General features: G+C 71.3%; 24 protein-coding genes and 1 tRNA gene. 3 read left to right on the plus strand and 22 right to left on the minus strand.

Annotation, left to right across the window (positions count from 1 at the left end):
* Positions 1 to 2: 2 nt before the first annotated feature.
* From QWY28_RS01685 to rplJ, 13 genes are all read right to left on the minus strand, one after another.
* Positions 3 to 887 (minus strand): J domain-containing protein, encoded by an 885-nt coding sequence (locus tag QWY28_RS01685; protein ID WP_300950569.1) that lies wholly within the window; start codon positions 885 to 887, stop codon positions 3 to 5.
* A complete protein-coding gene (locus QWY28_RS01690) occupies positions 884 to 1570 on the minus strand; it encodes a hypothetical protein (RefSeq protein WP_300950570.1) in 687 nt (228 codons plus the stop codon). Before QWY28_RS01690 ends, QWY28_RS01685 begins: the two co-directional genes overlap by 4 nt.
* Complete coding sequence (locus QWY28_RS01695; RefSeq protein ID WP_300950571.1) at positions 1531 to 2817, minus strand: MCE family protein; 1287 nt, start codon at positions 2815 to 2817, stop codon at positions 1531 to 1533. The genes QWY28_RS01690 and QWY28_RS01695 overlap by 40 nt, the downstream gene beginning before the upstream one ends.
* Positions 2814 to 4262, minus strand: a complete 1449-nt coding sequence (locus QWY28_RS01700) for an MCE family protein (RefSeq protein WP_300951293.1) — start codon at positions 4260 to 4262, stop codon at positions 2814 to 2816. The genes QWY28_RS01695 and QWY28_RS01700 overlap by 4 nt, the downstream gene beginning before the upstream one ends.
* Positions 4263 to 4267: 5 nt before the next feature.
* Positions 4268 to 5434, minus strand: coding sequence for an MCE family protein (locus QWY28_RS01705; protein ID WP_300950572.1), 1167 nt, complete (start codon positions 5432 to 5434; stop codon positions 4268 to 4270).
* Position 5435: 1 nt separating this feature from the next.
* Positions 5436 to 6404 carry an MCE family protein gene (locus QWY28_RS01710; RefSeq protein WP_300950573.1) on the minus strand — a complete coding sequence of 323 codons (969 nt, stop codon included), beginning with the start codon at positions 6402 to 6404 and terminating at the stop codon, positions 5436 to 5438.
* On the minus strand, positions 6401 to 7450 hold the full coding sequence (locus QWY28_RS01715; protein WP_300950574.1) for an MCE family protein: 1050 nt from the start codon (positions 7448 to 7450) through the stop codon (positions 6401 to 6403). Before QWY28_RS01715 ends, QWY28_RS01710 begins: the two co-directional genes overlap by 4 nt.
* A complete protein-coding gene (locus QWY28_RS01720) occupies positions 7447 to 8730 on the minus strand; it encodes an MCE family protein (RefSeq protein ID WP_300950575.1) in 1284 nt (427 codons plus the stop codon). The genes QWY28_RS01715 and QWY28_RS01720 overlap by 4 nt, the downstream gene beginning before the upstream one ends.
* Positions 8731 to 8737: 7 nt before the next feature.
* Positions 8738 to 9565, minus strand: a complete 828-nt coding sequence (locus QWY28_RS01725; protein WP_300950576.1) for an MlaE family ABC transporter permease — start codon at positions 9563 to 9565, stop codon at positions 8738 to 8740.
* 5 nt (positions 9566 to 9570) lie between these two features.
* Positions 9571 to 10356 carry an MlaE family ABC transporter permease gene (locus QWY28_RS01730; protein ID WP_300951294.1) on the minus strand — a complete coding sequence of 262 codons (786 nt, stop codon included), beginning with the start codon at positions 10354 to 10356 and terminating at the stop codon, positions 9571 to 9573.
* Between the two features lie 6 nt (positions 10357 to 10362).
* Positions 10363 to 11316, minus strand: a complete 954-nt coding sequence (locus QWY28_RS01735) for an ABC transporter ATP-binding protein (protein WP_300950577.1) — start codon at positions 11314 to 11316, stop codon at positions 10363 to 10365.
* A gap of 302 nt (positions 11317 to 11618) precedes the next feature.
* Positions 11619 to 12011: a 50S ribosomal protein L7/L12 gene (gene rplL, locus QWY28_RS01740; RefSeq protein WP_166196399.1), complete on the minus strand. Its 393-nt coding sequence runs from the start codon at positions 12009 to 12011 to the stop codon at positions 11619 to 11621.
* 80 nt (positions 12012 to 12091) lie between these two features.
* Positions 12092 to 12721, minus strand: coding sequence for a 50S ribosomal protein L10 (gene rplJ, locus QWY28_RS01745; protein WP_300950578.1), 630 nt, complete (start codon positions 12719 to 12721; stop codon positions 12092 to 12094).
* 299 nt (positions 12722 to 13020) lie between these two features.
* Here rplJ and QWY28_RS01750 point away from each other — a divergent pair, with 299 nt between their 5' ends.
* On the plus strand, positions 13021 to 13725 hold the full coding sequence (locus QWY28_RS01750; protein ID WP_300950579.1) for a DUF5995 family protein: 705 nt from the start codon (positions 13021 to 13023) through the stop codon (positions 13723 to 13725).
* A gap of 24 nt (positions 13726 to 13749) precedes the next feature.
* Here the strand turns inward: QWY28_RS01750 and QWY28_RS01755 are convergent, their stop codons facing one another.
* The 6 genes from QWY28_RS01755 to QWY28_RS01780 form a co-directional block, all read right to left on the minus strand.
* Positions 13750 to 14703 (minus strand): D-2-hydroxyacid dehydrogenase family protein, encoded by a 954-nt coding sequence (locus QWY28_RS01755; RefSeq protein ID WP_300950580.1) that lies wholly within the window; start codon positions 14701 to 14703, stop codon positions 13750 to 13752.
* A gap of 73 nt (positions 14704 to 14776) precedes the next feature.
* Positions 14777 to 15499: a 50S ribosomal protein L1 gene (gene rplA / locus QWY28_RS01760; RefSeq protein WP_300950581.1), complete on the minus strand. Its 723-nt coding sequence runs from the start codon at positions 15497 to 15499 to the stop codon at positions 14777 to 14779.
* 110 nt (positions 15500 to 15609) lie between these two features.
* The gene (rplK, locus tag QWY28_RS01765) at positions 15610 to 16038 is read right to left on the minus strand and encodes a 50S ribosomal protein L11 (RefSeq protein WP_300950582.1); all 429 of its coding nucleotides are present in this window, start codon (positions 16036 to 16038) and stop codon (positions 15610 to 15612) included.
* A 137-nt stretch (positions 16039 to 16175) separates the two neighbouring features.
* Positions 16176 to 17060: a transcription termination/antitermination protein NusG gene (gene nusG, locus QWY28_RS01770; RefSeq protein ID WP_300951295.1), complete on the minus strand. Its 885-nt coding sequence runs from the start codon at positions 17058 to 17060 to the stop codon at positions 16176 to 16178.
* Between the two features lie 100 nt (positions 17061 to 17160).
* Positions 17161 to 17412: a preprotein translocase subunit SecE gene (gene secE, locus QWY28_RS01775; protein WP_300950583.1), complete on the minus strand. Its 252-nt coding sequence runs from the start codon at positions 17410 to 17412 to the stop codon at positions 17161 to 17163.
* Positions 17413 to 17454: 42 nt separating this feature from the next.
* A tRNA-Trp gene (locus QWY28_RS01780) sits at positions 17455 to 17527 on the minus strand.
* A gap of 135 nt (positions 17528 to 17662) precedes the next feature.
* On the opposite strand from QWY28_RS01780, the gene QWY28_RS01785 reads away from it, so the two are divergent.
* Both QWY28_RS01785 and QWY28_RS01790 read left to right on the plus strand, forming a co-directional pair.
* Positions 17663 to 18895, plus strand: coding sequence for a pyridoxal phosphate-dependent aminotransferase (locus QWY28_RS01785; RefSeq protein ID WP_300950584.1), 1233 nt, complete (start codon positions 17663 to 17665; stop codon positions 18893 to 18895).
* Positions 18892 to 19929 (plus strand): adenosine deaminase, encoded by a 1038-nt coding sequence (locus QWY28_RS01790; protein WP_300950585.1) that lies wholly within the window; start codon positions 18892 to 18894, stop codon positions 19927 to 19929. The genes QWY28_RS01785 and QWY28_RS01790 overlap by 4 nt, the downstream gene beginning before the upstream one ends.
* Here the strand turns inward: QWY28_RS01790 and QWY28_RS01795 are convergent.
* From QWY28_RS01795 to QWY28_RS01805, 3 genes are read right to left on the minus strand one after another with little or no spacing between them, the layout of a single operon-like run.
* Positions 19926 to 20963: a UDP-N-acetylmuramate dehydrogenase gene (locus tag QWY28_RS01795; RefSeq protein ID WP_300950586.1), complete on the minus strand. Its 1038-nt coding sequence runs from the start codon at positions 20961 to 20963 to the stop codon at positions 19926 to 19928. The genes QWY28_RS01790 and QWY28_RS01795 overlap by 4 nt on opposite strands.
* Positions 20956 to 21354, minus strand: a complete 399-nt coding sequence (locus QWY28_RS01800) for a MaoC/PaaZ C-terminal domain-containing protein (protein ID WP_300950587.1) — start codon at positions 21352 to 21354, stop codon at positions 20956 to 20958. The genes QWY28_RS01795 and QWY28_RS01800 overlap by 8 nt, the downstream gene beginning before the upstream one ends.
* A complete protein-coding gene (locus tag QWY28_RS01805) occupies positions 21351 to 21749 on the minus strand; it encodes an FAS1-like dehydratase domain-containing protein (protein WP_300950588.1) in 399 nt (132 codons plus the stop codon). The genes QWY28_RS01800 and QWY28_RS01805 overlap by 4 nt, the downstream gene beginning before the upstream one ends.
* Between the last annotated feature and the right edge of the window lie 104 nt (positions 21750 to 21853).

A 21853-nucleotide genomic window follows, 5' to 3' on the forward strand; every position in this document is an offset into this window, starting at 1 on the left:
CGTCAGCCGCGGGTGGTACGGAGGTCGTCCACGAGCCAGTCGTCGCCGTCGCGCTCCATGGTCACGGTGACCTGGTTACGGTAGGTCACCGGCTCGGAGGTCTGGGCGTTGGTGGTGAGCTGGTCGACGAAGACGAGCACCTGGACCCGGTCCTCGCCGCCGCGGGTGATCGAGGACGCGCGGACCTCGGCCTGCACCACGGTGCGGGTGGCGGGTGCGTTCTCCTCGATCTGGGTGAACAGCTGCTCGTAGTCCTCGCGGAAGTCGTCGCTGAGGTAGGGCAGGGCGGCGGCGCGGTCCTCCTCGAGCGTGCGGTGGTCGTAGGACAGCAGCGGGACCACCGCCCGCTCGGCCGTCGACTGGGCCGTGCGCGTCCCGGCCAGGACGTCGTCGTCGGCGGGCACGGTCGCCGCCACCCAGAACGTGGTGGCGAGGACCGCAGCGGTGAGGACGCCGAGCACGAACGGCACCCAGGCCGGCACGCGGCGGCGCCGCGTGCCCGCGTCCGTGCCCGTGTCCGCGTCTGGTCCGGTGGTCTCGACCGTCTGGGTCGTCTCGGTCGTCCCCGTCGCGGCAGCCGTGGCGGACGGCGTACGCCGGCGGAACACCGGCTGCCGGCGATCCGGCGTCACGCGGGCGTCGACGGGCGACGCCGCGGCAGGGGTCGGGGTCGACGTCGGGCTCGGGTGGGCGGTCCGTCCGGCGAGCTCGGCGTCGTGGGCGGCGCGGCGCTCGGGGTCGAGGAGCACCGCGGCGGCCTCGTTGAGCACCGCGAACCGTCGGTCGGTGGGGTCGAGGTCGGCGAGCTGAGCGCGCCAGGCGGCGCGCACCTCGTCGGTGGTGGCGTCCGGCGGGACGTCGAGCAGGTCGTACCAGCTGGGGCTCATCGCCCACCCCCCGAGGGCTGGCTGGACGGCTGGGCGGACGGCTGGGGGGACGGCTCGCCGGACGGGGTGGTCGAAGGCGTCGCGCCGGGGAGCGCGCCGCCGTCCTCACCGCCCTCGCCGTCCTCGACGGCCGGTCCGAAGTCGTCGACCAGCCAGGTGCCGTCGTCGAGCACGAGCTCCAGCCGGAGGTAGACCGGGAACGGAGCGCCCGGCTCGCCGTCGACGGCGTTGGTGAACGCGCCGGCGACCAGGGCGGTCGCCGTGTCGTCGCGCAGCGTGGCGACACCGGTGCCGAACACCTCCGCGGTGCGCTCGGCGTCCTGCTGAGCGACGAGCTGCTCGGCGACCACGACCTGCGCCTCGAACTCCTCGTCGGCCTTGGCCGTCAGCACCTCCGACACGCGCTCGCGGAACTCCGGCATCTGCTCCCCCTCGAGGAGGTCCGGGCCGAAGGTGCCGATCCGCAGCAGGAACTGCTCGGCCTGCGCCATGACGCGGTCACGCTCGGCCTGCACGTCGTCGTCCGCCCCGCGGCGTGCCCAGAGCACCGTCCCGAGCGCGATCGTGCTCGCGACGAGCGCGACGGCGAGCACCAGGGTCAGGACCGTGCGGCCGCGGCCGCCCGCCGAGCGGGCCGGCGTGCTCAGCGCCCGCCCGTCGTCATCGGCTGGAGGAACAGCCACTTCCAGGACTCCTTCCGCAGGCTCGGCGGGGCGACAGTACCCGTCGCCGCGTCGCTGCCCTCGGTGTCACCCCACGTGAAGGAGCCGGTGGAGCGGTCGTAGCTGCCGATCACCGGCGCCTGGTCGAACCCGGTCGGGGCGCGGTTCGGCGCGTTCTGCGCGCCGCGGGCGTTGGTGACCGATGCCGGCTCGGTGCAGCGGGCGTCCTCGTTCATCGGACGGTCCTCGCGGTTCTCCGGGGTCCGACGGTCGGTGCTCTCGTAGCCCCGCGTGCACAGCGGCGCCTCGGTCAGCACCAGTCCGAAGTGGGCGTCGTAGAGACCCTCGGGGTTCTTGTCGACGACCGTGTAGCCACCCTCGACGACGTAGGGGTAGAGCACCAGGAGCTGGCGGATGCCGGGCAGCCGCTCGACGACGATCTCGCCGGTGGTGATGAGGTTGTTCAGCAGGCCGTTGAGCGAGACCTCGTTCTCCTCCAGGAAGGTCCGCACCTCGGTGACCGAGGCGCCGCCCTCGTCGATGAGCCGGCGCAGGTCCCGGTCGCTGCCGCGCAGCGTGCCGGTGAACAGCGAGAGGTCCTCGGCGAAGGTCCGCAGCGCGCCGGCGGACGCCACCTGGCGCTCGAGCACGACGTTGCTGTCCTCGAGCAGGTCGGTGGTGATGTCGAAGTTGTCGTTCGCGGTCTCGATGAACGAGTTGCCGGTGTCGATGATCTGCTGCAGCGCCCGGCCCGTGCCCTCGAAGGCGGTGCCGAGCTCGAAGATCGTCGTGCGCAGCGACTCCTGGTCGACCGAGCTGACCGTGTTGGACAGGTTGGTCAGCAGCGTCGTGGTCGAGATGGGGAGGCTGGTGTCCTCCCGGGCGATCTCCGAGCCGTCGTCGAGGAACGGGCCGTCGTCGGTGCGCGGCTGCAGCTCGACGTACTGCTCCCCCACGGCCGAGCGGTTGCCCACCACGGCCATGGAGTCGACCGGGATCTCGTCGTTGGAGTCCTCGATGCGCAGGTAGGCGTCGACGCCCTCCTGGGTGAGCACCAGCCGCTCGACGTCGCCGATCCCCACCCCGCGGTAGGTCACCTCGGCGCCGGAGAAGATGCCGCCGGCGTCGTCGAAGTGGGCGACCACGGTGTAGCTGTCGTCGACCACCAGCCGGTCGAGCTGGGCGTAGCGGGCACCCACGTAGCTCACGCCGACGAGCGTGATGATCGCGAAGACCAGCAGCTGGACCTTGGTGCGACGGGTGATCATCGCGTCACCATCCCGGGGACGAGCAGACGGACGAGGTCGGGGTCGTACGCCGCCAGGCCGTTCGGCCGGGCGGGTGCCGTGTCCGCGACCGCCTCACCGCCCGCGCCTGCGGTGAACGGTGCGCGCGGGAGGCCCAGCAGGCCACCGAGCCCACCGAGCCCACCCGGCAGGCCGGGCAGCTCCGGCAGCGGGAGTCCCCCGCCGCCACCGCCGCCGCCGTTGCCCCCACCACCGCAGAGGATCGGCAGCGGCAGGTTGATGCTGTCGCAGACCGCCTCGATGACGGCGCCCGGCAGCCCGCCGCACGCCTGCAGGTCCTGCTCCTGGAGGCACCGCTGGATGGCGGCGATCGCGCGCTCGCAGAGGTTCTGCAGCTCGAGGATCTGGTCCAGCGGCAGCTCGTCGGGGATCTGCTCGAGACGCACGCACTCGTTGGGCAGGCCCGGCGGGTTCTTGAGGATCTCCGCGAGGTCCAGGTCCATGTCGATGGCGAGGTTGGTGTAGTCGCCCATGTGCAGGTTGCGGGCCACCTGCGGGTCCCGGCCGACCACCTCGTCGACGAAGGGGTAGGTCAGGAACACCTGGAACGCCTTGACGAAGTTGTCACCGGCGTTGGCGAGCTGCGTGAGCACCGGGTCGAGCAGCTCCAGCGAGGAGATCGTGTCGGCCTTGGTCTTGCGGATCACGCGGACGCCGACGTCGCCGAGGCGGTTGAGCGCCTGCAGCATCTTCACCAGGTCCTCGCGCTGGGAGTCGATGGACTTGATCGCGCTCGGCAGCTCGTCGAGCGCCGCGTCGATCGTGCCCTGCTCCTCCTGGACGCCACGGGCCAGCGCGTCGATGGACTCGATCGCGTTGACGATCTCGGTGCGGCGGTCGTCGAGCTGGCCGGTGAAGCTGTCGAGCTGCTGGAGCACCGAGCGCACGGAGCCCTCGCGGCCCTCGAGCGCGTCCGCCACCTCGGCGTTGATCGTGCGCAGCTGCGCGATGCCGCCGCCGTTGAGCACCAGGCTCAGCGCACCGAAGACCTCCTCGATCTCGGGGTTGCGCCCGGTGCGCTCGAGCGGGATGACCGCGCCGCTCTCGAGCGGCTCGGTGCTGGCGCCCTCCTCGGGCGGGGCGAGCTCGACGAACTTCTCGCCGAGCAGGCTGGTCTGGCGGATCCGGGCCTCGGCGTCGGCGGGCAGCTCGGTGCCCTCCTGGAGCTCCAGCACGACCTCGGCGGTGTAGCCGTCGAGGCGCACGTCGCGCACCATGCCGACGTTGACGTCGTTGACCTTGACCGTCGACTGGGGAACCAGGTCGAGCACGTCGGTGAACTGCACCGTGACCTCGATCGGGTCGGCACCGACGTCGGTGCCGCCCGGCAGCGGGAGGTCGTAGACGGTGAAGTCGCACCCGGTGAGCGCGACCGTGCTCACGATCCCGAGCACGAGGGCCTTCATGCGGTTCACGACTGCTCCTCCGCCAAGCCGAGCAGGGACAGGTCGAAGCGCTCCTGGGTGGCGGCCGGCGCGCCCTGCCCGAATGTTGCGGCCCGGGGCCGGTTGCCCAGCAGCCCGCGCAGCGCGTCGCAGATCTGGTCCGCGCCGGCCACCTGCTCCAGCTGGGTGCACAGGTAGAGCGTCGGGTCCTGGGCGAGCTGCTCGAGCAGGAAGCCGAGGTTCGCCCGGGTGTCGAGCGTCCCCGCCTCCGGGTTGTAGGTCAGGCCGAGGTTGTTCAGCGCGGTCGGCGCGACCTTGAGGATCTCGTCCACGGCGTCGCGCTGGCGCACGAGGATCTGGGTGACGCGCTGCAGGCCCCGGATGTCGCGGCCGAGGACCTCGCGGTTGTCGCCGACGAACTGCTTGACCTCGCTCAGCGCGGTCCCGAGCGAGCTCAGGGACCCCGCGAGCTCCTGCCGCTCGTCGGCCAGCAGGGTGGAGACCCGTGCGAGGGACTGGTTGAACCGGCGCACCGTCGTGTCGTTCTCGGCGAGGGTCTCGACGAACTGGCCGAGCTGGCGGGTGGCCCCGAACAGCTCCTCCTTGTTGTCCTCGAGCGTGGTGGAGAGCTCGGAGAAGTCGTTGATCGTCTGGTTGAACGACTCACCCTGGCCGGCCAGCTGCTCCGCCGTCTGCCGGACCAGGTCGGAGAGCGCACCCTCCTTGTTCGCACCCTCCGGGCCCAGCGCCACGTTGAGGTCGTCGAGGCTGGTGTAGATCTGGTCCAGCTCGACCGGGACCGCGGTGCGGCTCTCGTCGAGGACCGTGGCGTCGGCGAGCACGTCGCCGCCCTCCCAGGCCGGGGTCAGCTGGATGTAGCGGTCGCCCACGATGGACGGCGCGACGATCACCGCGCGGGCGTCGGTCGGGATCTTGACGTCGGCGTCGTAGGCGATCTCCACCTCGACGTCGGTGCCCGAGGGGGTCACCGAGACCACCTCGCCGACGGGGACGCCGAGCACACGGACGTCGCTGCCCTCGTAGACCGAGATGGTCCGGGGGAACTGCGCCACGAGCGTCTTGCGGCTCTCGCCGCCGAGCAGGGTCACGCCTGCGGCGACCACGAGGGCCACCAGCAGGAGCGGGACCACGACCCGGCGCAGGCCGCCGGCCACGGATCGGTTCGTCGCCATCTCAGGGGCCTAACTGTGGGATGGAGGACGGGAAGTTCTGGATGAAGGTGTCGAACCACGGGCCCGTGCCCAGCGTGTTGGCGAAGACCCGGTAGAACGGCGCCATCAGGCGCAGCGACCGGTCGAGGTTGTCCTCGTTCTTCAGCAGCAGCTGGACGACCTCCTCGAGCTCGGCGAGCGCCGGCGCGAGGTCGGCCCGGCTCTCCCGCACGAGCGCGGTCAGCTCGGTCGACATCCGGGTGGTGGACACCAGGAGCCGGTGCACGACGTCGCGGCGCGCCACCAGGGCACGCGCCAGCACGTCGGCGTCGGCCATCAGGTCGATGAGGTCCTCGTCGCGCTCGTCGAGCACCTTCGAGACCTTGGTCAGGCTCTGCAGCAACGAACCGATCTCGTCGTCCTTCGCGGCGAGGTTGCGCGAGAGCCGGGACAGGCCGTCGAGCGCTCCGCGGAACTCCTCGGGGGTGTTGCGGCCGAGGTCGGCCAGCGTCGACAGCGCGCCGGCGAGCTGGTCGGTGTCGATCGCCCCGGTGGTCTCGGCGAGGCCCTCGAAGGCCTGCACGACGTCGTACGGCGACGTGGTGCGCTCGACCGGGATCCGGCTGCCCTCCTCGAGGGAGCCCTCCCCGCGCGGCTCGAGCGCGAGGAACATGTCGCCGAGCAGGGTCTTGACCTTGATGGCCGCCCCGGTCTCGGCGCCGAGGTCGGCGGCCTCCTCCAGCCGGAAGGCCACCGTCACCTGCGCGCCGTCGAGCTCGATGGACTCGACCTTGCCGACCCGGACCCCGGCGACGCGCACCTCGTCCTCGGGCTCGAGCCCACCGGCCTCGGTGAACGAGGCGTAGTAGGTGTCGCCGCCGCCGATGATCGGCAGCTGGTCGGCACGGAAGGCCGCGGCGAGCAGGGCGACCAGCACGGTGATGCTGACCAGCCCGATGATCACCGGGTTGCGTTCGCGGAAGGGCTTCATCCGAGGTCACACCTCTCGGGGGCTCGCGTGCCCGGCGGCGGGAACGTCAGCGCACCGAGCTGGCGGCCGGCCAGGGACACGTCGGCGTGGAACTCGCACAGGAAGAAGTTGAAGTAGGACCCGTAGATCGCGGTGCGCCCGATCTTCTCCAGCTTGATCGGCAGCACCTGCATCGCCCGGTCGAGCTCGGCCTTGTTCGCCGGCTCGTTGAGGTTGCCGGCGAAGCGACGCAGCTCCTTGATGTCCTTGACGAAGGGCTCGCGGATGCCGTCGGCCAGCTCGGCGGTCTCGACCGACAGCGCCGAGATCTGGTCGAGCGAGCTCAGGATCGCCTGCCGGTCCTCCTTGAGCCCGCCGACGAGCTCGCGGAAGTTGATGATCAGCGAGGAGAGCTCGTCGTCGCGGTTGCCGATCCGGGTGAGCACGTCGTCGAGGTTGGTGATCAGGTCGCCGATGACCTCGTCGCGGTCGGCCAGGGTGTCGGTCAGCGAGGCGGTGTTGGCCAGGAGGCTCTCGACCGTGCCGCTCTCGCCCTGGAAGACCTGGATGATCTCGTAGGAGAGCCGGTTGACGTCGTCGGGGGTCAGCGCCTGGAAGAGCGGCTTGAACCCGTTGAACAGGACCGTGAGGTCCAGCGCCGGCGAGGTGCGCGAGATCGGGATGGTCTTGCCCGCCTCGAGCGCGCCGGCGTCGCCGATGCCCTCGGTCAGGGAGATGTAGCGCTGCCCGACGAGGTTGCGGTAGCGCACGGTGGCCTCGGTGGCGCCGGTGACGGCGGTGCCGTCGGCGACGCTGAAGGAGACCAGCGCACGGTCGCCCTCGAGCTCGATGCCCTCGACGGTGCCGACCTTGACGCCGGCCACCCGCACGTCGTCGCCCTCGACGACGCCGGTGACGTCGCTGAACACGGCGCGGTAGGAGCGGCTGTCGCCGAAGGTGAGGTTGCCGATGAGGACGACCAGCAGGGACGTCGCCAACGTGGTGAGCACGATGAAGACCAACAGGCGGGTCGCGTCCGCGGTGGTCTTGCGGTCCAGCAGCTTCATCGCAGCGACACCTCCGCCCCTCGGGCCATCGGACCGACCAGCAGCACGCCGAGGTCGGGCACGTCCTGCTCGCTCACGCCGAGGACGGGCGCGAGCAGGGTCTTGAACAGGCCCGCCTCGGCCGGGCTGCCGACGTACTGGCCGGGGTCGACGACCTGGCGACCGAAGCCCGGCGCGACGCGCTCGGTGCCCTTGCCGGTCGGGCTGTCGACACCGTCGTCGAACGCCGGCTGGTCGAACGGGTTCTGCTGGTTGTACGGCGAGTTCGGCAGCGTCCCGCAGTAGGGGTCGCGGTTCTCGCCGTACCGCGGCTTGTCGGCCTCGGTGTAGCGGCGCGGCTGGTTCGGGATCAGCTCGAGGTTGATGTGGAGCGTGAAGCCGCGGAACGCCTCCGCCTGCTTGGCGCCCGCCCCCACGATGCCGCCGGCCAGGCACGGGAACTCCGGGGAGTACTTCGCCAGCGTCTGCAGCTGCGGCACGCTCAGCCGACCCACCTGGACCAGCTCGCTCTCGTTGCGGGCGAGGAAGCCGCGCGTGAAGTCCGAGAAGGTCGAGACGTCGGCGAACAGGGCGCGCAGCTTGGCCTCCCGGCCCTCGAGTGTGCCGGTGGTGACGATCTGGTCGCGCAGGATCTGGGCCACCTCCGGGAGGATGTCGCGGTAGACGTCGGAGGTCCGCGCCGCCAGCGTCAGGTCGTCGACGAGCAGCGGGATCTGCGGGTTCATCCGCTGCAGGTAGCCGTCGAGCGTCTCGAGGTTCTCGCCGAGCTCCTCGCCGCGGCCCTCCAGCGCCGTGGAGACCGCGGTCAGCGTGTTGTTGAGCTGCACCGGCTGCAGCGTCTGCAGCAGCGGGTAGAGGTCGGCGAGCACCTTCTCGACCTCGATGGAGACCCGGGTCTGGGTGATCCGGGCGCCCGGCTCGATGGCCTCCTCGCTCGGGTCCTCGGGGATCTGCAGCGCGACGTACTTCTCGCCGAACAGGGTCTTGGGGAGGATCCGCGCGGTGACGTCGGCCGGGATCGTCCCGCGCTGGTCGGGGAAGAGGCCGAGCGTGAGCTCGGCGTCCCCGTCGTCGTTGACGGCGCGCCGGTCGATGACCTCGCCCACGATGACGCCGCGGATCTTGACGTCGGCGCGCTCGGGCAGCTGCAGGCCGACCTTCGTCGTGGTGACCGTGACCTCGTCGTAGGTGGCGAACTGCTTGGTGAACACGGCGTAGGTCAGGTAGACCGACGCGACGACCAGCGCGAGGAAGACCGCGCCGAGGAGCTTGAGCCTCATTCCCCCATCACCCCGCCAGCCGGACTGTCGTGTTGGCGCCCCAGATGGCCATCGACAGCAGCAGGTCGATCACGTTGATCGCGACGATGCTGGTGCGGACGGCACGACCCACGGCGACGCCGACGCCCGCCGGGCCGCCGGAGGCGTTGAAGCCGTGGTAGCAGTGGATCAGGATCACGACCACCGCGAACACGAGGACCTTGCCGAAGGACCACAGGACGTCCTCGGGTGGCAGGAACCGGTTGAAGTAGTAGTCGTAGGTGCCGGCGCTCTGCCCGTAGAACTGCGTGACGATCAGCCGGCTCGCGAAGTACGACGACAGCAGGCCGACGACGTAGAGCGGGATGATCGCGATCAGGCCGCCGACCACGCGGGTGGCGACGAGGTAGGGCATCGAGGGGATCGCCATCACCTCGAGGGCGTCGACCTCCTCGGAGATCCGCATCGCGCCGAGCTGGGCGGTGAAGCCGCAGCCGACCGTCGCCGCCAGCGCGATGCCCGCGACCAGCGGGGCGATCTCGCGGGTGTTGAAGTACGCCGACACGAACCCCGCGAACGGCGCGGTGCCGATCTGGTCGAGCGCGGCGTACCCCGACAGGCCGACCTGGGCGCCGGTGAAGAACGTCATGCCGACGATGACGCCGACGGTGCCGCCGATGACGGCGAGCGCGCCGGACCCCAGGGTGACCTCGGCGAGGATCCGCAGGATCTCCTTGGGGTAGCGCGAGACCGACCTCGGCACGGCCTTGAGCACACCGAGATAGAAGGAGAGCTGGCCGCCGAGGGTCCCGAGGGACGCCAGCGGCCGCTCGTAGGCGCTGCGAAGGGCGGGCACGTCGATCAGCCTGTCTTCGGGGGGACGATCTGGAGGTAGATCGTGCTCAGGACGAAGTTCACGACGAACAGCAGCAGGAACGTGATGACCACGGACTCGTTCACCGCGTCACCGACGCCCTTGGGCCCGCCGCCGGCGTTCATGCCCTTGTAGCAGGCGACGATCGCGGCGATGAAGCCGAAGACCAGCGCCTTGACCAGGCCGATCCACAGGTCCGGCAGCTGGGCGAGCGCCGTGAAGCTGGCGAGGTAGGCACCCGGGGTGCCGTCCTGGAGCACGACGTTGAAGACGTAGCCGCCGGCGACGCCGACGACGGTCACCAACCCGTTGAGGAAGAACGCGACGAGCATGCAGGCGAGCACGCGCGGCACGACGAGGCGCTGAATCGGGTCGATCCCGAGCACCATCATCGCGTCGAGCTCCTCGCGGATCTTGCGCGCGCCGAGGTCCGCGGCGATCGCGGAGCCACCGGCGCCGGCGATGAGCAGCGCCGTCGCGATCGGACCGGCCTGCTGCACGACCGCGAGCACGGAGGCGGAGCCGGTGAACGACTGCGCGCCGAACTGCTTGATCAGGCCGCCGACCTGCAGCGCGATGACCGCGCCGAAGGGGATGGCGACCAGCGCGGTCGGGATGATCGTGACCGACGCGATGAACCAGGCCTGCTGCAGGAACTCCCGCAGCTGGAAGGGGCGCCGGAAGAGGCTGCGCCCGACGTCGAGGCCGAAGGCGAAGAGGTTGCCGGCGACCCCGACGGGTCGCAGGACCCGGGTGGCGGTGAGGGGGGCCAAGGTCACTCAGCCGCCCGTCGTCATGGTCATGTTCTCCTCGAAGGAGCCGGGGGGCGGCGTGATGCCGTGCTCGCGGCACCAGGAGCCGGGCTCGCGCTGGCTGCGCCGCGGGATGCCGTTGGAGGGCTCGAGCTGCATCGGGATCGGGGGCAGGGGCGGGAGCTCCTGGTCGGCCTCGGCGGCGAGCTCGTCGGCGTCCTTCTCCTCCGACATGCCGATGGGGCCCACGCGCTGGGCGTTGAGGAACTGCCGGACCACCGGCTCCTCGGAGCTGAGCAGCATCTCGCGGGGGCCGAACATCGCCAGGTGCTTGTGGTAGAGCAGGCCGATGTTGTCGGGCACCGTCCGCGCGGTGTTGATGTCGTGGGTGACGATGAGGAACGTCGCGTCGATCTGTGCGTTGAGGTCGACGATCAGCTGGTTGAGGAACGAGGTGCGGACCGGGTCGAGGCCGGAGTCGGGCTCGTCGAAGAGCACGATCTCGGGGTCGAGCACCAGCGCGCGGGCCAGGCCGGCGCGCTTGCGCATGCCGCCGGAGATCTCACCGGGCAGCTTGTCCTCGGCGCCGATCAGACCGACGAGGTCCATCTTCTCCATGACGATGGAGCGGACCTCCGACTCCGACTTCTTGGTGTGCTCGCGCAGCGGGAAGGCGACGTTGTCGTAGAGGTTCATCGAGCCGAACATCGCGCCGTCCTGGAACAGCACGCCGAAGAGCTTGCGGATCTCGTAGAGCTCCTTCTCCGAGCAGCTCGCGATGTCGGTGCCCTCGATGACGACCGAGCCCTTGTCGGGCTTGAGCAGGCCGATGAGGGTCTTGAGGAACACCGACTTGCCGGTGCCGGACGGGCCGAGCATCACGCAGATCTCGCCGGCCGGGACCGTGAGGGTGACGTCGCCCCAGATCAGCTGCTTGCCGAAGGACTTGCTGAGGTCCTCGACCTTGATCTCCACGCCCATGTCGCACCTCTCCCGAACCGAGTGGTCCGCCGCCCCGACGGGCCGGCCGGTGCGGACGCACCGCCACTGCGAAAAAGCCAGGCCCACTCGTCGGTAACAACGGAGTGTCGGCGGCGAGGTTACGCGACCGAGCGACGTGCGTCACGTGACGGGTGTCTCTTGAGACGCAACCGAGACATCGGCCGGCCCCACCGCAGCCGCCTGCGGTGACCTGCGCAAATGCAAAGAAGCGGCCACCTCCGTGAAGGAGGTGGCCGCCTCGGTGCCGGACGCCCGCCGGGAACCGGCGGGCGCCCCGGGGGTCACTTGAGGGTGACGGTGGCGCCGGCGCCCTCGAGGGCCTCCTTGGCCTTCTCCGCGGCGTCCTTGGCGACCTTCTCGAGGATGGCCTTGGGGGCCGACTCCACGAGCTCCTTGGCCTCCTTCAGGCCGAGCGAGGTCAGGGCGCGGACCTCCTTGATGACGTTGATCTTCTTGTCACCAGCGGACTCGAGGACGACGTCGAACTCGTCCTGCTCGGCAGCGGCCTCGCCGCCACCAGCGGCACCGCCGGCGGCGGGGGCGGCGGCGACGGCGACCGGGGCGGCCGCGGTGACGCCGAAGGTGTCCTCGAACTGCTTCACGAACTCGGAGAGCTCGATGAGGGTCATCTCCTTGAACGCGTCGAGGAGCTCGTCGGTGGTGAGCTTCGCCATGATGGCAACCTTTCCAATCGGTTGACCCGCCGCGTCGTGGCGGCCGGGTCGGGTTTCAGGTGGTGGTCCGGAGCCTTGGGTCAGGCTTCGGTGGTCTCAGCGGCCTCGTCGGCGGCCGGAGCGGCCTCCGCCTCGGCAGCCGGGGCCTCCTCGGCGGCGGCCGGCGCGCCGGCACCACCTGCGAGGATCGAGGGGTCCTCCTCGGCCTTGGCCTGCAGCGCACCCGCGAGACGGGCGGCCTGGGCCAGGGGGGCGTTGAGGAGGTAGACGGCCTGGCTGAGCGACGCGAGCATCGCGCCGGCCATCTTGCCCAGGAGCACCTCGCGCGACTCGAGGTCCGCCAGCTTGGCGATCTCCGAGGCGTCGAGGGGCTTGCCGTCCAGGACGCCACCCTTGATGACGAGGGTGGGGTTGGCCTTGGCAAAGTCACGCAGACCCTTGGCCGCCTCGACCACGTCGCCGTTGATGAAGGCGATGGCGGTCGGGCCGGTCAGCAGGTCGTCGAAGCCTTCGATGCCCACCTCGGTGGCGGCGATCTTGGCCAGCGTGTTCTTGACCACGGCGTAGTTGGCGTTCTCGCCGAGGGAGCGCCGCAGGTCCTGCAGCTGCTTCACGGTGAGACCGCGGTACTCGGTCAGCACAGCACCGGCGGAACCGTTGAACGACTCAACGATCTCCGCGACGGCTGCCTGCTTGTCTGCCCGCGCCATGGGTCTCCTTCCGGGTGTCGACCACCGCGTCGGGCCCCGGAACGACGAACGCCCCGAGCGCGGGCGCTCAGGGCGTGGTGCGATCCTCGGGAGGATCTCGCTCTGCTCACCTGCGCTGGCCGTCCGCTTCCGCGAACCTTCGGTCGCGCTGCTGATGCAGCACGGCAACCGGCGGTCTCTGGTTTCAGGAGGGAACTGTACGGCGGAGCCGGGACGGCGCCAAATCGAGCGGCGGACCACCCGGCGAATGACCCGGACGGGCCATGCCGCCCCAGGCCGGGTCGGCGCAGGATCGGACCATGTCGCGAGCGACCACGACCACGGGCTGGGACTCCGCCGCCACGATCGACGACGTGCTCGACCGGATGGACACCATCGCGAGCACCCTCCCCACCGACGACGGCGTCGCGGTGTTCAACCGGATGTACCGCCAGGTGACCCGGCTGGTGCGCAGCGCCATCGAGGAGGGCGAGTTCGGCGCCGGGCCGTTCCTCGAGCGCCTCGACGTGCACTTCGCCAACCTCTTCTTCGCCGCACACGCCGCGGACCTGGCCGGCGCGCCGGTCCCGGTGGCGTGGGCGCCGCTGTTCGAGCAGCGGGACCGCACGGGGACCCACCCGGTCCAGTTCGCGCTGGCCGGCATGAACGCCCACATCAGCCACGACCTGCCCTGCGCGGTGGTGCTCGCGTGCCGCGAGCTCGGCGTCGAGGCGCAGGACGACACACCGGAGCACGTCGACTTCAGCACCACCAACGCGGTGCTCGAGCAGGCGCAGGAGGAGATCAAGACCTGGTTCAGCAGCGGGGTGGTGGCGCGGCTCGACGACCTCGGCGGCCGGCTCGACGACGGGCTCGCGACGTTCGGCATCCACCTGGCCCGGGCCGCCGCCTGGGAGGTCTCCCAGGTGCTCTGGGCCCTGTCCGACAACCCGCGGACCGACGGGCTCTTCCGCACCAACCTCGGCCGCGGGGTCGCGATGACCAGCCGAGGCATCCTGCTCTGAGCCGTCGGCGCTGCGGCGGTCCGGTCAGGTGAGCACGCGCACCGGGTGCCCGGCGAGCCAGGCCTCCACGTCCTCCACGGCCCCGGAGAAGAACGTCCGGTAGTTCCGCTCGGTGACGTAGCCCAGGTGCGGCGTCGCCAGGACCCGGGGGTGGGTCCGGACCGGGTGGCCCGCCGGCAGCGGCTCCTCGTCGTGCACGTCCAGCCCGGCGCCCGCGATGGTGCCGGCGTCCAGCGCCGCGAGCAGGGCGCCGGTGTCGACCAGGCCGGCCCGCGCGGTGTTGACGAGGTACGCCGTCGGGCGCATCGCGGCCAGCTCGGCCGCGCCGATGGTGCCCCTCGTGCTCGCGGCGAGCACGAGGTGCAGCGTCACCACGTCGGCGGTCGCCAGCAGCTCGTCCCGGTCGACCGCGCGCACCCCCGCGTCGGCCGCGCGCTCCGCGGTCAGGTGCGGGCTCCAGGCGACGACGTCCATGTCGAAGGCGCGGCCGAGCGCGGCCACCCGCGACCCGATCCGACCCAGGCCCACCACGCCGAGCGTCGATCCAGCCAGGTCGGTGCCGACCGTCGTCTGCCACTCCCCCGTCGCGAGCGCCCGTGACTCGGGCACCAGGCGGCGGGCCAGCCCCAGGACGAGGGCCCAGGTGAGCTCGACGGTCGGTGTCGCCCGCGCGGAGGTGGCACACACGGTGATGCCGCGCTCCCGGCAGGCGTCCAGGTCGATCGACGGGTTGCGCCGGCCGGTGGTGACGAGCAGCCGCAGGTCCGGGAGCCGGTCGAGCAGCGCCGCGTCGAAGCCGGTCCGCTCGCGCATGGCCACCACCACCTCGGCCCCGGCCAGCGCCGCGACGAGGTCGTCGCCGCCGAGGTGCTCGCGCACCGCGGACGTCTCGACACCCGCCAGCCGCGACCACGCGGCGTACTCCAGCGCGACGCCCTGGTAGTCGTCGAGCACCACGCACCGCCGCGTCCCCGTCACGGCCCGCAACGTACGCCGCCCCGGTCACCTGCAGGTGACCGGGGCGGCGTGCTGGACTGGTGGAGCGAGGGCCTCAGGCGGAGGCGGCCTCGTCCTCCTGCGCGACGTTCTTGGTGCGGTTCGGGTCCACCTGGATGCCGGGGCCCATCGTCGTGGAGACGGTGACCTTCTTGACGTAGCGGCCCTTGGAGCTGGCCGGCTTCAGACGGAGGACCTCCTCCAGCGCAGCGGCGTAGTTCTCCGCGAGCTGGACCTCGGAGAAGGACGCCTTGCCGATGATGAAGTGCAGGTTGGCGTGGCGGTCGACGCGGAACTCGATCTTGCCGCCCTTGATGTCGGTCACGGCCTTGGCCACGTCCGGCGTCACGGTGCCGGTCTTCGGGTTCGGCATGAGGCCGCGGGGGCCGAGCACGCGGCCGAGACGGCCGACCTTGCCCATCATGTCCGGGGTCGCGACGACGGCGTCGAAGTCGAGCCAGCCGCCGGAGACCTTGTCGATCAGCTCGTCGCCACCGACGATGTCGGCGCCGGCCTCGCGGGCGGCCTCGGCCTTGTCGCCGTTCGCGAACACGAGGACGCGGGCGGTCTTGCCGGTGCCGTGGGGCAGGTTGACGGTGCCGCGGACCATCTGGTCGGCCTTGCGGGGGTCGACGCCGAGTCGCATGACGACGTCGACGGTCTCGTCGAACTTCTTCTTCGAGGTCGACTTGGCGATCTTGATCGCGCTGAGCGGGGCGTGGAGCTCGTCCTTGTCGAACTGCTCGGCCGCCGCGCGGTAGGTCTTGCTGCGCTGCATGTCTGGGTCTCTTCTCTTCCAGTGTGGTCAGGTGGGCCAGCGCGGCCCTGCCACGGATGTGTGCGGGGTGCCCGGCGAGGACGTGCCTCGTCGGGCCGGAGGACGCGAGGTCAGTCGGTGGTGACGCCCATGGAGCGGGCGGTGCCCTCGACGATCTTCATCGCGGCGTCGATGTCGTTGGCGTTGAGGTCGGGCAGCTTGGTCTGCGCGATCTCGCGGACCTGGTCCTTGGTCAGCTTGCCGACCTTCTCCTTGTGCGGGACGCCCGAGCCCTTCTGCAGGCCGGCGGCCTTCTTGATCAGCTCGGCGGCCGGCGGGGTCTTCGTGACGAAGGTGAAGGACCGGTCCTCGTAGATGGTGATCTCGACCGGGATCACGTTGCCGCGCATGGACTCGGTCTGGGCGTTGTACGCCTTGCAGAACTCCATGATGTTCACGCCGTGCGGACCGAGGGCGGTACCGACCGGCGGGGCCGGCGTCGCGGCACCGGCCTGGAGCTGCACCTTGACCAGCGCAGCGATCTTCTTCTTGGGAGGCATGCTCTGTCTCTTTCTCTTCCGTGGTCATGACGAGGGCGTACGTCGCCCTCTGCCACCTGCTGTTGCGCGAGCAACCGCACCATTCTGCGGCGCGCTGCTCGGTCTGGGAAATCCGGGGCCCGTGAGCGGGCCGGCGCTCAGACCCGCTGGATCTGGCTGAAGGACAGCTCGACCGGGGTCTCGCGGCCGAAGATCTCGACGAGCGCCTTGACCCGCTGGGACTCGGCGTTGATCTCGGTGATCGTCGCGTGCAGCGTGGCGAACGGGCCGTCGACGACCATGACGGAGTCGGAGACGTCGAAGTCGGCGACCTCGACCGGCTTCTTCGTGGCCGTGGCACCGGAGGAGACCGGCGCGGCGGTGCCGGCGGCGGCCGCCTCGGCCTCGGCGCGGGCGACCACGGCCGGGGCCAGCATGTTCTCGACCTCGCTCATGCTCAGCGGCACGGGCTGGTGGCTGTGACCGACGAAGCCGGTGACCGACGGCGTGTGCCGGACGGCGGCCCAGGACTCGTCGGTGAGGTCCATCCGGACGAGGACGTAGCCGGGCAGGACGGTCCGCTTGACCATCTTGCGCTGGCCGTTCTTGATCTCCGCGACCTCCTCGGTGGGGACCACGATCTCGTGGATGTAGTCCTCCATGTTCAAGGAGATGATGCGATTCTCCAGGTTCGACTTCACCCGGTTCTCCATGCCGGAGTAGGTGTGCACGACGAACCAGTCACCGGGCTTGGCCCACAGCTCGCGGCGGAACGCCTCGAGGGGGTCCTCGTCGACAGGCTCCTCGACGGCCTCGGCGACCGCGTCGTCGGCGGAGTCCTCGTCATCGGCGTCGTCGGGGTCCGCGGCGTCGAGGGCGCGGTCCGCCTCGAGGTCCTCGGCGGTCGGCAGGTCGGTGTCGAGGCCCATGGCCTCGTCGGTGTCCTCGTCGGTCACCTCGGTGTCGAGGGCCGGGTCGAGCTCGATCTCGGAACCCTCGTCGGGCTGGCCGAAGATGTCCTCCAGCGACGGCTCGTCCGTCATCGAGGTCGCCTCGGTCTCGTCGTACTGCTCCGACACGTGGTGCTCCATCAGTTGGTTCGTCAGGTGGGTCGTGATCGGGCCCGGCAGCGCCGGGCCGGGGTCACTGGTCGCTGTTCCCCGCGAAGACCTCGAAGGCCAGCTGCCCGAAGCCGAGGTCGAGCAGCGAGACGATCGCCATCATGAACAGGACGAAGACCAGGACCACCAGGAAGTAGGTGACCAGCTGCTCCTGGGTCGGGTAGACGACCTTGCGGAGCTCGGCGACGACCTGGCGGTAGAACGTCGCAGGCCCCGTGCGGGGCTTGTCCGCCTTGCCGTCACGTGTCCCCTGGACCGCGTTGCTGTCCGACACGCCGGTCACCTCTTCTCGATCACTTGTGGTGCTGCGGATCTGCAGGGCACGAGGGACTTGAACCCCCAACCTTCGGTTTTGGAGACCGATGCTCTGCCAGTTGAGCTAGTGCCCTCCGGTGGCTTCCGGGCATGCCGAAGCATGGGGGGAATCCACCAGTCGTGGAGTCTACGGGTGCACCGATGCGGAGTCCAAACGCAGCCCGAAACCCCGACGAGACGCGGCCGTGCCCGCCCCTACGATGGGGCGCATGAGCTCCCAGCCCGCCCCCGGCACGTCCACCAGCCCCCGCGAGCGACGCGTCTCGCAGCGCATCGGCGCCATCGCGGAGTCCGCGACGCTGAAGGTCGACGCCAAGGCCAAGGCGCTCAAGGCCGAGGGCCGGCCGGTCATCGGCTTCGGTGCCGGCGAGCCGGACTTCCCGACGCCCGACTACATCGTCGAGGCGGCGGTCGAGGCCTGCCGCGACCCGAGGAACCACCGCTACACCCCCGCCGGCGGCCTGCCGGAGCTGAAGAAGGCGATCGCCGAGAAGACCCGGCGTGACAGCGGCCTCGAGGTCGACCCCGCCCAGGTGCTGGTGACCAACGGCGGCAAGCAGGCGATCTACGAGGCGTTCGCCGCGATGCTCGACCCGGGCGACGAGGTGATCGTGCCGGCGCCGTACTGGACGACGTACCCCGAGTCGATCCGCCTCGCCGGCGGCGTCCCGGTGGAGGTGCTCGCCGACGAGACCCAGGACTACAAGGTGACCGTCGAGCAGCTCGAGGCGGCGCGCACCGAGCGGACCAAGGTGCTGCTGTTCGTCTCCCCGTCCAACCCGACCGGGGCGGTCTACACCGCCGACGAGATCCGCGCGATCGGCGCCTGGGTCGAGGAGCACGGGCTGTGGGTGCTCACCGACGAGATCTACGAGCACCTGGTGTACGACGGCGTCGAGACCGGCTCGCTGCCGGTGCTGTGCCCCGAGCTGGCCGACCACACCGTCGTGGTGAACGGCGTCGCGAAGACCTACGCGATGACCGGCTGGCGGGTCGGCTGGATCATCGCGCCCAAGGACCTCGTCAAGGCCGCCGGCAACCTGCAGTCCCACGCGACCTCGAACGTCGCCAACGTCTCCCAGCGCGCCGCCCTCGCGGCCATCGAGGGCGACCTGTCGGCCGTCGACGAGATGAAGCAGGCCTTCGACCGCCGCCGGAAGACGATCGTCTCGATGCTCAACGAGATCGACGGCGTGGTCTGCCCGACCCCGACCGGCGCGTTCTACGCCTACCCCTCGGTCAAGGGCCTGCTCGGCAAGGAGCACGACGGCCGGGTGATCGACAGCTCGGTCGACCTCGCCGAGTACATCCTGGAGAAGGCCGAGGTCGCCGTCGTCCCGGGTGAGGCCTTCGGCTCCCCCGGCTACCTGCGGCTCTCCTACGCTCTCGGCGACGACGACCTGGTCGAGGGCGTCTCGCGGCTGCAGAAGCTCTTCGCTTGATCCCTCCGGCGGGAGCGTCCGCAGGTCCCCGTGACCTGCGGACGCTGCCCAAGGCGCACCTGCACCTGCACTTCACGGGCTCCATGCGTCACGGGACGCTGCTGGAGCTGGCCGAGCGGGACGGCATCCGGCTCCCCGACCAGCTGGTCGCCGACTGGCCGCCCCAGCTGAGCGCCGCCGACGAGAAGGGCTGGTTCCGGTTCCAGCGGCTCTACGACGTCGCCCGGTCGGTGCTGCGCACCGAGGACGACGTGCGCCGGCTGGTGCGCGAGGCCGCCGAGGACGACGTCGCGGACGGCGGCCGGTGGCTGGAGATCCAGGTCGACCCGAGCGGGTACGCCGCCCGGTTCGGCGGGATCACGGCGTTCACCGACCTGGTGCTCGACGCGGTCGCCGACGCCTCGCGGAGCACCGGCCTCGGCATCGCGCTGGTCGTCGCCGCGAACCGCACGCGGCACCCGCTCGACGCCCGGACCCTCGCCCGGCTCGCGGCGCAGTACGCCGGCCGCGGCGTGGTCGGCTTCGGCCTCTCCAACGACGAGCGGCGCGGCTCGACGGCCGACTTCGCCCGTGCGTTCGAGATCGCCGAGCGCGCCGGGCTGCTTCTCGCGCCGCACGGCGGCGAGCTCCGCGGGTCCGAGCACGTCCGGCTGTGCCTGGACGCGCTGCACGCCGACCGGCTGGGCCACGGGGTGCGCTCCGCGGAGGACCCGGCGCTGCTGGAGCGCATCGTCTCCGCGGGCGTCGCGCTCGAGGTCTGCCCGGTCTCCAACGTCGCCCTCGGCGTCTACTCCGACCTCACCTCGGTGCCGCTGCCGACCCTGCTCGCGGCCGGCGCGACGGTCGCCCTCGGCGCGGACGACCCGCTGCTGTTCGGCTCGCGCCTGGCCGGGCAGTACGCCACGATGCGCGCCGCCCACGACCTGCCCGACGCCACGCTCGCCGAGCTCGCCCGGATGTCCTTCCGCGCCTCCCGGGCGCCGTCGGACGTCCTCGACGCCGGGCTGGCCGCGATCGACGACTGGCTCGGCTAGAGCTCGCAGCCGACGAGCACCGGCTCGTTCACCAGCCGGATGCCGTACGCCGCCTGGACCCCGTCGCGCACCTCGCGGGCCAAGTCGAGCAGCTCGGCCGTGGTGGCCCCGCCGCGGTTGGTGAGCGCGAGCGCGTGCTTGGTCGACAGCGACGCCCGCCCGGCGGCGTACCCCTTGCCGAAGCCGGCGTGGTCGATGAGCCACGCGGCCGAGGTCTTGACCAGCCCGTCGCCGGCGGGCCAGGCCGGGGCACCCTCGGGGACCTGGTCGGCGGGCACGACCGGGTTGGTGAAGAACGAGCCGGCGCTCCACGTGTCGGGGTCGGCGTCGTCGAGGACCATGCCCTTGCCGCGCCGCAGGCCCAGCACCGCGTCGCGGACGTCCCGCAGCGGCGCGCGCCGGCCGATCTCGACGCCCAGGGCGCGAGCCAGCTCGGCGTACTGCACCGGGGCGCCGAGGGTGCCCTGGCGCAGCTGGAAGGTGACCGAGAGGACGACGTGGCGGCCGGGGTCGGCCTTGAACCGGGAGTGCCGGTAGCCGAAGTGGCACTCGGCGTTGGCGAAGGTGCGCACGCCCTTGAGCACGCGGTCCCAGACGCGGACCGAGGCGATGGTCTGGGAGACCTCCTGGCCGTAGGCGCCGACGTTCTGGACCGGGGTGGCGCCCACCGAGCCGGGGATGCCGGAGAGGGCCTCGACGCCAACCCAGCCGCGGTCGACGGCGACCTCGACGAGGTGGTCCCAGGACTCCCCCGCGGCGACGGTGACCATGACCCCGCCGCACGACGGGTCGTCGTCCTCGATGTCGGCGGTGATGCCGGTGGTGGCGACCTTGACGACACGGCCTGGGAAGCCCTCGTCGGCGACCACGAGGTTGCTGCCGCCGCCCAGGACGAGCACCGGCCCGTCGGTGTCGAGGGCGGCGACCAGCTCCTCCTCGGTGGTGGCGACGACGAGCTCGCCGGCCGGCCCGCCGAGGCGGAGGGTCGTGTGGTCGCGCAGCAGGGCGGACCGCCCCGGGACAGGGTCAGGCACGGACGACGGCCTTCGGCATGCCGAGCACCTTCTGCCCGCCGGAGGTGACGGTCAGCGCGATGGCCGCGCGGCCGTCCTCGACCGAGGAGACGGTGCCGGCGACCTCGACCTCGACGCCGGTGTCGTCGTCGGGCACCACGACCGGTGCGGTGAACTTCGCGCCGAGCTCGAGCACCTCGGCGTCACCGGTCCAGGTGGCCACGGCGCGGGCGGCCAGGGCGAGGGTGTACATCCCGTGCGCGATCACCCCGGGCAGGCCGACCTCGGCCGCGACCCGGTCGGACCAGTGGATCGGGTTGAAGTCGCCGGACGCGCCGGCGTACCGCACCAGGTCGGAGCGGCGCACGACGTAGCGCTGGACGGCCAGCTCGGTGCCGGGCTCGAGGCTCATGCCGCACCCCGGTGGACGAGCGTCGCGCTGGTCGCGCAGACGAGCGACCCGTCGGCGTCGAGGACCTCGCTGGTGGTGCCGATGATGTCGTTGCCGCCGATGGAGCGGACGCTGGCGACGGTCAGGCTCGCGGTCAGCACGTCGCCGACGCGGACGGGCCGCTCGTAGCGGAACCGCTGGTCGCCGTGGACGATCCGGGAGAGCTCGATGCCCACGTCGGCGAGGAAGGCGTTCATCGCCTCGAAGGCCAGCACGATCGGGAACGTCGGCGGCACGGGGCCGCCGTCCCAGACGGCGCCGGTGGTGGCCGCGAGCTCGCGGACCTTCTCCTCCGAGACGGTGTGGGGCCGCGTGGGCGGGAACGTCCTGCCCACCAGCGAGGCGTCGACCGGCATGCGCTCGACCCTACCGGGGGCCCACCCGCCCGGCCGAGCCGGCGGACGCACCTCGCGGACGGCCCGAAATGGCGACGACCCGCCCGGAGGACCGGGCGGGTCGT

Origin of the sequence: Nocardioides oceani (assembly GCF_030412965.1) — a bacterium.
Lineage (GTDB): Bacteria > Actinomycetota > Actinomycetes > Propionibacteriales > Nocardioidaceae > Nocardioides > Nocardioides oceani.

What these genes read in the sequence shown, in the direction of transcription:
- QWY28_RS01710 (WP_300950573.1), bottom strand. Translation starts at nt 6,404, where the DNA reads ATGAAGCCCTTCCGCGAACGCAACCCGGTGATCATCGGGCTGGTCAGC.
- QWY28_RS01800 (WP_300950587.1), bottom strand. Translation starts at nt 21,354, where the DNA reads ATGAGCCTCGAGCCCGGCACCGAGCTGGCCGTCCAGCGCTACGTCGTG.
- rplL (WP_166196399.1), bottom strand. Translation starts at nt 12,011, where the DNA reads ATGGCGAAGCTCACCACCGACGAGCTCCTCGACGCGTTCAAGGAGATG.
- rplK (WP_300950582.1), bottom strand. Translation starts at nt 16,038, where the DNA reads ATGCCTCCCAAGAAGAAGATCGCTGCGCTGGTCAAGGTGCAGCTCCAG.
- QWY28_RS01705 (WP_300950572.1), bottom strand. Translation starts at nt 5,434, where the DNA reads ATGGCGACGAACCGATCCGTGGCCGGCGGCCTGCGCCGGGTCGTGGTC.
- QWY28_RS01735 (WP_300950577.1), bottom strand. Translation starts at nt 11,316, where the DNA reads ATGGGCGTGGAGATCAAGGTCGAGGACCTCAGCAAGTCCTTCGGCAAG.
- QWY28_RS01750 (WP_300950579.1), top strand. Translation starts at nt 13,021, where the DNA reads ATGTCGCGAGCGACCACGACCACGGGCTGGGACTCCGCCGCCACGATC.
- QWY28_RS01805 (WP_300950588.1), bottom strand. Translation starts at nt 21,749, where the DNA reads ATGCCGGTCGACGCCTCGCTGGTGGGCAGGACGTTCCCGCCCACGCGG.
- rplA (WP_300950581.1), bottom strand. Translation starts at nt 15,499, where the DNA reads ATGCAGCGCAGCAAGACCTACCGCGCGGCGGCCGAGCAGTTCGACAAG.
- rplJ (WP_300950578.1), bottom strand. Translation starts at nt 12,721, where the DNA reads ATGGCGCGGGCAGACAAGCAGGCAGCCGTCGCGGAGATCGTTGAGTCG.
- QWY28_RS01715 (WP_300950574.1), bottom strand. Translation starts at nt 7,450, where the DNA reads ATGAAGCTGCTGGACCGCAAGACCACCGCGGACGCGACCCGCCTGTTG.
- QWY28_RS01785 (WP_300950584.1), top strand. Translation starts at nt 17,663, where the DNA reads ATGAGCTCCCAGCCCGCCCCCGGCACGTCCACCAGCCCCCGCGAGCGA.
- QWY28_RS01685 (WP_300950569.1), bottom strand. Translation starts at nt 887, where the DNA reads ATGAGCCCCAGCTGGTACGACCTGCTCGACGTCCCGCCGGACGCCACC.
- QWY28_RS01700 (WP_300951293.1), bottom strand. Translation starts at nt 4,262, where the DNA reads ATGAAGGCCCTCGTGCTCGGGATCGTGAGCACGGTCGCGCTCACCGGG.
- nusG (WP_300951295.1), bottom strand. Translation starts at nt 17,060, where the DNA reads ATGACGGACGAGCCGTCGCTGGAGGACATCTTCGGCCAGCCCGACGAG.
- QWY28_RS01695 (WP_300950571.1), bottom strand. Translation starts at nt 2,817, where the DNA reads ATGATCACCCGTCGCACCAAGGTCCAGCTGCTGGTCTTCGCGATCATC.
- QWY28_RS01720 (WP_300950575.1), bottom strand. Translation starts at nt 8,730, where the DNA reads ATGAGGCTCAAGCTCCTCGGCGCGGTCTTCCTCGCGCTGGTCGTCGCG.